The organism is Vibrio sp. 10N.261.52.A1 (assembly GCF_002876325.1).
GTDB lineage: Bacteria > Pseudomonadota > Gammaproteobacteria > Enterobacterales > Vibrionaceae > Vibrio > Vibrio chagasii.
On sequence record NZ_MCYD01000918.1, the window covers coordinates 1 to 7,017 of the forward strand.

General features: G+C 43.7%; 7 protein-coding genes. 6 read left to right on the forward strand and 1 reads right to left on the reverse strand.

The window, feature by feature from the left end; genetic code table 11:
- The first annotated feature begins 50 nt into the window (after positions 1-50).
- From BCT81_RS19995 to BCT81_RS20020, 6 genes are all read left to right on the forward strand, one after another.
- Positions 51-236, forward strand: a complete 186-nt coding sequence (locus BCT81_RS19995; RefSeq protein ID WP_008222261.1) for a hypothetical protein — start codon at positions 51-53, stop codon at positions 234-236.
- A 209-nt stretch (positions 237-445) separates the two neighbouring features.
- Positions 446-1,819, forward strand: a complete 1,374-nt coding sequence (locus BCT81_RS20000; protein ID WP_102425568.1) for a YcjX family protein — start codon at positions 446-448, stop codon at positions 1,817-1,819.
- Positions 1,820-1,834: 15 nt separating this feature from the next.
- A complete protein-coding gene (locus BCT81_RS20005) occupies positions 1,835-2,908 on the forward strand; it encodes a TIGR01620 family protein (RefSeq protein WP_102425569.1) in 1,074 nt (357 codons plus the stop codon).
- Positions 2,909-3,053: 145 nt separating this feature from the next.
- Positions 3,054-4,598, forward strand: coding sequence for a transcriptional regulator TyrR (tyrR, locus tag BCT81_RS20010; protein ID WP_102425570.1), 1,545 nt, complete (start codon positions 3,054-3,056; stop codon positions 4,596-4,598).
- 18 nt (positions 4,599-4,616) lie between these two features.
- Complete coding sequence (gene rimJ / locus BCT81_RS20015; RefSeq protein WP_004741545.1) at positions 4,617-5,204, forward strand: ribosomal protein S5-alanine N-acetyltransferase; 588 nt, start codon at positions 4,617-4,619, stop codon at positions 5,202-5,204.
- A gap of 140 nt (positions 5,205-5,344) precedes the next feature.
- Positions 5,345-5,818, forward strand: coding sequence for a DUF2947 domain-containing protein (locus BCT81_RS20020; RefSeq protein ID WP_004741544.1), 474 nt, complete (start codon positions 5,345-5,347; stop codon positions 5,816-5,818).
- Between the two features lie 51 nt (positions 5,819-5,869).
- On the opposite strand, the gene BCT81_RS20025 is transcribed toward BCT81_RS20020, so the two are convergent.
- Positions 5,870-6,868, reverse strand: coding sequence for a sensor domain-containing diguanylate cyclase (locus tag BCT81_RS20025; RefSeq protein ID WP_102425571.1), 999 nt, complete (start codon positions 6,866-6,868; stop codon positions 5,870-5,872).
- Positions 6,869-7,017: the final 149 nt, after the last annotated feature.

Consider the following 7,017-nt stretch of genomic DNA (forward strand, 5'->3'; position numbering starts at 1 on the left):
ATGATATAGTGATAAACACATCGTTTGATATAAGAACATAGGAGAGAGGAATGCCTCGTTTTATTCAGATCCTACAAATTATCTTGGCAGTGGTGATTGGTAGTTTCATTGGTTACGATTTGATCTTGCACGGAATCAGCATCTTTAACGAAAAATACGTAACCATTACATGTGTATTGTGGTTGATTGCTGAGATAGCACTGTTTGTTATCTACAAGCTCATAGAAGACGATTAGTCTGCTATTCATTAAAGAATTTCAAAGCCCCTGATTATGAATGTAGTCAGGGGCTTTTATTCATCTAGCATTAAGAATGGGTATTGCATACTCACCACTATTAGCAAAAGAACAAGCAACAGCATACAAACTATCCCAATAGGGAAAGAACATAGGCTTGCCTCTCTATCATTATACCCAGCTTGCCTAAATATCACGGAGTCGTTCAAATGAAACACCTAACTCAAGAAATGAGTGACTTTATAAGCAGAGGAACGGATTCTCATATTAGAGTAGCGGTCACGGGGCTGTCTCGTGCAGGTAAAACAGCATTCATTACCTCGTTGGTTAACCAACTTCTTCATACCTCTACTCATAAGAATTTACCGCTTCTTGCATCAGCGAGAGATGGAAGAATTATTGGTGCAAAGCGCATCCCACAACACAACATGATGATTCCGCGTTTTTCTTATGACGAAGCGATGGAATCATTAAATGGTCAGCCACCAGAGTGGCCAGTACCAACACGTGATGTCAGTGAAATTCGCTTAGCCATCAAATATAAGCCGGCAAAAGGCGCGAAGAAGTTACTGAGTAAAAACAGTACCCTTTATCTCGATATTGTTGACTATCCGGGTGAATGGTTACTTGATTTACCGTTACTGGACATGGATTTTGAAACGTGGAGTCAATCTCAGTTTGCCGCATTAAAAGGTGACCGAGAAACTTACTCGCAAGAGTGGAGTGCAATGCTTGGCGACATTGACCTATTGGCTGAAGCTGATGAAAAGAAACTGGTCGCCATTGCCGATAGCTACACTCAGTACCTTCATACTTGTAAGAGCAATGGACTACATTGGGTGCAACCGGGGCGATTTGTATTACCGGGTGAGTTAGAAGGCGCGCCTGTGTTGCAGTTTTTCCCATGCGCAGCACCACAAGGTAAATTCTCGAAAACAAGTAACTATGCGGTGCTGAAAGCGCGCTATGAAGAGTACCAACAGAAGGTAGTTAAAGCGTTCTACAAGAATCATTTCTCAACCTTCGACAGACAAATTGTGCTGGTGGATTGCTTGCAGCCACTCAATGCCGGCTATGACTCTTTCATGGATATGCGTGGTGCACTTGAACAGTTATTGAAGAGCTTTAAATATGGTCGAAGCAATATCTTGAGACGTTTGTTTGCTCCGAAGATCGATAAGATCCTGTTTGCTGCGACCAAGGCAGACCATGTGACACCAGATCAGCATCCAAACTTAGTGTCACTGCTGCAACAGATGGTACACCCTGCTTGGCAACAGGCGGCGTTTGAGCATATCGATATGAGTTGCATGAGTATCGCATCTATTCAAGCGACCAGCGCAGGTTATATCTCGTCGGGCTCGGACAATGTGCCAGCGCTGCAAGGTGTTACTTTGGATAACGTTCCTCAGACTATGTATCCGGGTGAGGTGCCACGCAAACTGCCGAACAAGCAGTATTGGGAAACCAACCAGTTTGATTTCACCAGCTTTAGGCCAATGGAACAACACTCTGATGAGCCTTGTCAGCACCTAAGGATTGATAAGGTTTTAGAGTATCTCATTGGCGATAAGTTGAAGTAATTGAGGTAATAAAAGATGAGTGAATTAAAAACAAAGCAGGTCTTTAATGAGCCGCTAAAGACCTCTTTTGATGACAATGATAATGCTTTTGGTCAACAAGGGGCGGGGGAAGCGACTCCAGAATTAGGCGCCCAGCAGTTGTTTACGGAACACGAGAAATTTGTACCCGTAGCACCACAGGTTGAGAGCGAGCTAGATGGCGAAGCCGAGCAACAACTGGAACAGATCATTCGTCCAAGTAAAAAGAGAAAGTGGTTAGGTTCTGGCTTACTGGTTGCTTTCGCGGGCTTAGTGGGCTGGCAGGCGATTGATTCTGTCATCACTGCGATTCAATCAGCAGATTGGCTCGCGCTCGGTTGGGCAGGTTTCATTGCGGCAATCGCTTCATTGGGCTTAGGCGCAATCGGCAAAGAGCTGTGGAAGCTACGCTCATTGAAAGATCACTTTAGCGTACAAGAGCGGAGTGTAGAGTTATTGCAAAGCCAAAGTGTCGGCAAAGGCAAAGCGTTCTGTGAAAACATCGCTAAGCAAGGCGGCATTATTGCTGAGTCTCCGGCGTTCGATAAGTGGAGAAACAGCATCAACCCAGCACACAGTGATGCCGAAGTGTTGGATATGTACGATGCGTTGGTTGTTGCACAGCAAGATAAAGTGGCAACTCAAATCGTGACTAAGTTCTCGACTGAATCGGCGGCTTTGGTGGCGGTGAGCCCATTAGCAGCGGCAGACATGCTGCTGGTGGCGTGGCGTAATTTCACCATGATCGACAAGTTAGCTGATGTGTATGGCATTGAACTTGGCTACTGGTCTCGCATTAAACTGTTCAAGTTGGTGTTAATCAACATGGCAGCAGCAGGCGCAAGTGAACTCGCGATTGATGCAAGCATGGACTTAGTTTCCATGGATCTGGCTGGTAAAGTCTCAGCGAGAGCGGGGCAGGGCTTAGGTGTTGGTATCCTGACTGCTCGATTGGGTCTAAAAGCCATGACACTGCTTCGCCCTATGCCTTGGCACAATGAACGCAAAGTAAAACTGGCGGACCTGCGCAAAGCCGTCCTTTCTGAAATAAAGCGTATTACCCTTAAATAAAAACGTACGTCTTTGAAACAAAATGTATAACATTGAGTGGTTTGCGAGCGAAGAGTAAACATATGTTTACTCTTCTTCTTGACTGAACTCAGACCTTAATTCACACTACTGTCAACTTATCCTGACACCTATAATAGGACTATTTGTGCGTCTTGAAGTATTGTGTGAAGACCGACTCGGCTTAACGCGTGAGTTGCTCGATATCTTGGCCTCAAAAAGCATTGATTTACGAGGAATCGAAATCGATGTTAAAGGCATTATTTACCTGAACTGCCCTGATATTGATTTTGATGCTTTTAGTGAACTTATGGCTGAAATTCGTCGAATTTCAGGTGTAAAGGATGTACGAAAAATACAATTCATGCCAAGCGAAAGGCACAACACTGAGCTGATCGCTTTGCTTGCTAACCTACCTGATCCCGTTATTGCGATTGACCTTAAAGGTTCAGTCGATATGGCAAACCACGCTGCACTCAACCTATTTGGCAAGCAAGAAGACGAAGTTATTGGCGAACCGCTCGCGTCCTTCGTACCTAGCTTTAACTTTGGTCGTTGGATCGAAGGTGAAGTTACACGCCACCGTGAAGTTGTTGTGTTGGACGGTTTAGACTTCTCTATTGAAATCCTACCTATCTATCTTGGTGGAGACGTCAACGAACCTGTGCTTGCGAGCGCGGTGATGACGATTCGTTCTTGCAACCAAGAGATGAATACGCCCGATGCGATTCCGGAACAGAACAACTTAGGCTTTGAGCATTTTGTTGGTGTTTCTAATCGCCATAAAGCGTTAATCAGCCAAGCTAAAAAACTGGCGATGCTGGACCAGCCTCTGCTGATTGAAGGCGATACAGGTACAGGTAAAGAGATGTTGGCGAAAGCGTGTCATAACCGCTCAAACCGCTCGTCTTTCCCATTCTTGATTCTGAGCTGTGCATCGATGCCTGATGACGTAGCAGAAACCGAGCTGTTTGGTCACGCCCCAGGTTCATTCAATCATGAACAAGGTCATAAAGGCATTTTCGAACAAGCCAATGGCGGTACCGTATTTTTAGATGAGATTGGCGAAATGAGCCCACATCTACAAATCAAACTGCTTCGCTTCCTACAAGATGGTTCATTCCGTCGTGTGGGTGAAGAAGAAGAGATGCACGCTGATGTTCGTATTATTGCGTCAACGCGTCACCGTCTTTCTGAACTTGCTGATTCAGGCTCGTTCCGTGAAGACTTGTTCTACCGCTTGAATGTACTGACGCTCTCTATTCCAGCATTACGTGAACGTTCTAATGACGTTGCACCATTACTGGAACTGTTCGTAGCTAAATACGCACAGCAGCTTGGTATGTTAAAGCCTAAGCTTACTCAAGAGTTAATCGACCAACTTGGTAATTACCAATGGCCGGGTAACATTCGTCAGTTAGACAACATGGTATTACGTGCGCTTACTGAACTGGATTCAGACACGCTATCGGTTGAGCAGTTCCACTTGCCTCAGTTAGAAACCATGACAACAGGCATGGCGAACTTGAGCTTAGATGGTTCTCTGGATGAGATCATGAAAGACTATGAGTCTCAGATCTTGGAGAAGCTTTACCAGTCATTCCCATCAAGTCGTAAGTTAGCTAAGCGTTTGAACGTGTCTCATACCTCTATTGCGAATAAGCTTCGTGATTACGGTATCAGAAAGAACTGATCGAATAAGACCAAAATTATGGAAGATTTGAGCACACCAGAACGCATTTACAAGCGAGATGGAAATTTGATTCTACGTACCGCTGAGATAGACGATGCGACGATGATCAGTGAGTACTTTCAGGTGAATCGAGAGTATCTCAAACCTTGGGAACCGATTCGTGAAGATGCATTTTTTGAGAGAACAGGCTGGGCACAGCGCCTAATTAAGCTAAACGAGCTTCATAAAATGGGGCTCGGCTACTACTGTTTATTGATTAATGCCGATACTAACGAAATGTTAGGGACTATCTCGTTCAGTAATTTGTCTCGTTTCCCGTTCTATGCATGTAACGTAGGCTATTCACTCGCAGAGCAAGCTCAGGGCCATGGTTACATGCGCAGAGGTCTTAGTATGGCGAAAGACTACATGTTTGACGTGCAGAACATGCATCGCCTAATGGCGGGTTATATGCCTCACAATGAACGAAGTGCGGGCGTACTAGAGCATCTCGGTTTTGTACGTGAAGGTTTTGCTAAAGATTACCTACAAATTAACGGTAAATGGGAAGACCACATACTGACAGCGCTCGTAAATCCTAATTGGGAAGATAGACGCAACATATAGACAACGCAGTCTATAAGCTCACAAACGAGCAGTGATTTAAAAGGCAGCGAATATTAAGCGATGTAGCGTTGCTGCCTGTATTAAAAGAACATTGAGCCATGGTTGAGCCATTGGCCTGAGAAGATATTTGAGGAATTTTGATGTCATACACAACTTTGGACGAATACCAAAGAAAATGGATTTTTACTCACCAATCGATGCCGCTTCCGGCTGAGGACTTGGAAAAGATTAAGCCAATGACACAGGCAAGAGCGTCTCAGTTTTGGAAAGAGAACGTGAGTCCTCAAAGTCCAGACGCTGAGCGACTAAGCTCGCAAGATTGGCCTAGCAAGGCATCGAACTGGAAAGAAGAGATCAGCTGGATGGCACATTGGGAAGCCGATGAGCCGGAAATGCCAGAAGAGATCCTTAACTTTATTGACTGGCAAGATGACGTAACTGTTTATTTTTGTTATGAAAAATATAATGTTCTTGAAACCAAATGGGCCGTTTTCAAGAAGCATTGGAAGAACTTTTTGTTCTACGATGATGGTCCAATTCTGTTAGGCCGTCGTCGCTCTGAAGCGCTTTGGTTTGCGACGAATGGTACAGTGAAAATCGGTAACCGAGCATAAGCTGAAAACGAATTTTAAACGGTAGAAAAGCGAGCATAGTGCTCGCTTTTTTTATTTTAGTTGGGCGTAACGTTTACTCGTTTTGTTTTCGTACATTTGCTCATCTGTTAGTCGAATTAACTCTTCGATAGGTGGAATATTTGACGAGTAAATAAGTGAACCATGGCTAAAAGTTGCGTGGCAATCTATACCTAGTTTTTGGGAATGTTTGTTAAAGTCGGATTGAACTCGGCTTATTATCTTATTTAGGGAGTCTTCGCTGATGTCTCTACACAATAAGAGAAACTCATCTCCTCCAAGTCTTCCACAAATATCATCCTTACGAGTGTTACGTTGAAGTGAATGAGAGAAGGACTTTATATATTGGTCGCCAATATTATGTCCGAAGTTATCATTAACATACTTAAGCCCGTCGATATCAAAATAAACAGATCCAATACTCACGCCATTTTCTATAGTGCTATCGATGAATTTGGGTGACTCGCTTAATATCGCTCTACGATTAAATACTTGAGTCAATTCGTCGTGATTAGACGTATACTTCAATTTGCGTACTCGTTCTGCAGTATGTACTTCTCTTTCTAATAGCGCGCGAATGCTCTCCATTAAATTTATCTGTATTGGTTTATAAGAGGTCTCTTTAGTATCTAGCGCACAAAGTGTTGCAAACATGCTGCCGTCCGATTGGAAGATCGGCAAGCCGAGGTAAGAGACGTAGCCCATCTGTGTGAGTTCGGGATTGTCGCTCCATTCCTCTTTACCAGACGCATTTTTTACATAAAGCATTGCTCTGGTTTCCATCACTTTCTTGCAGTACAAATTGATGTCTCTGGGGATGATTTTACCAGGGTTCGCTTTAACTCCTGGTGAAGAAGACATCGCAATGTTTTGGAATCCAACTTCAGACGTAAGAATAAGCCCAACAGCGGGAGCATTAAGCACTTCTGCTATGTTATTGAGCATGCTTTTCCATAAAGAGAGGTCCATTTCTTTCACTAGATCATTGATGGCATATTTAGAGCTGGATTGATAGATATTGGTAAATGGCATGAATGATCACCTTTTTGGAATGTCATACTGTTGACTCTAATGTCAAACTTCTGCCTTTGCAATCTGAAATAATGTATTTCCTTCCGTTTGTATTTTTAATAAGACAAAGGCATAACCCATAGGTGGTGTGTTTATAAAAACTAAATAAA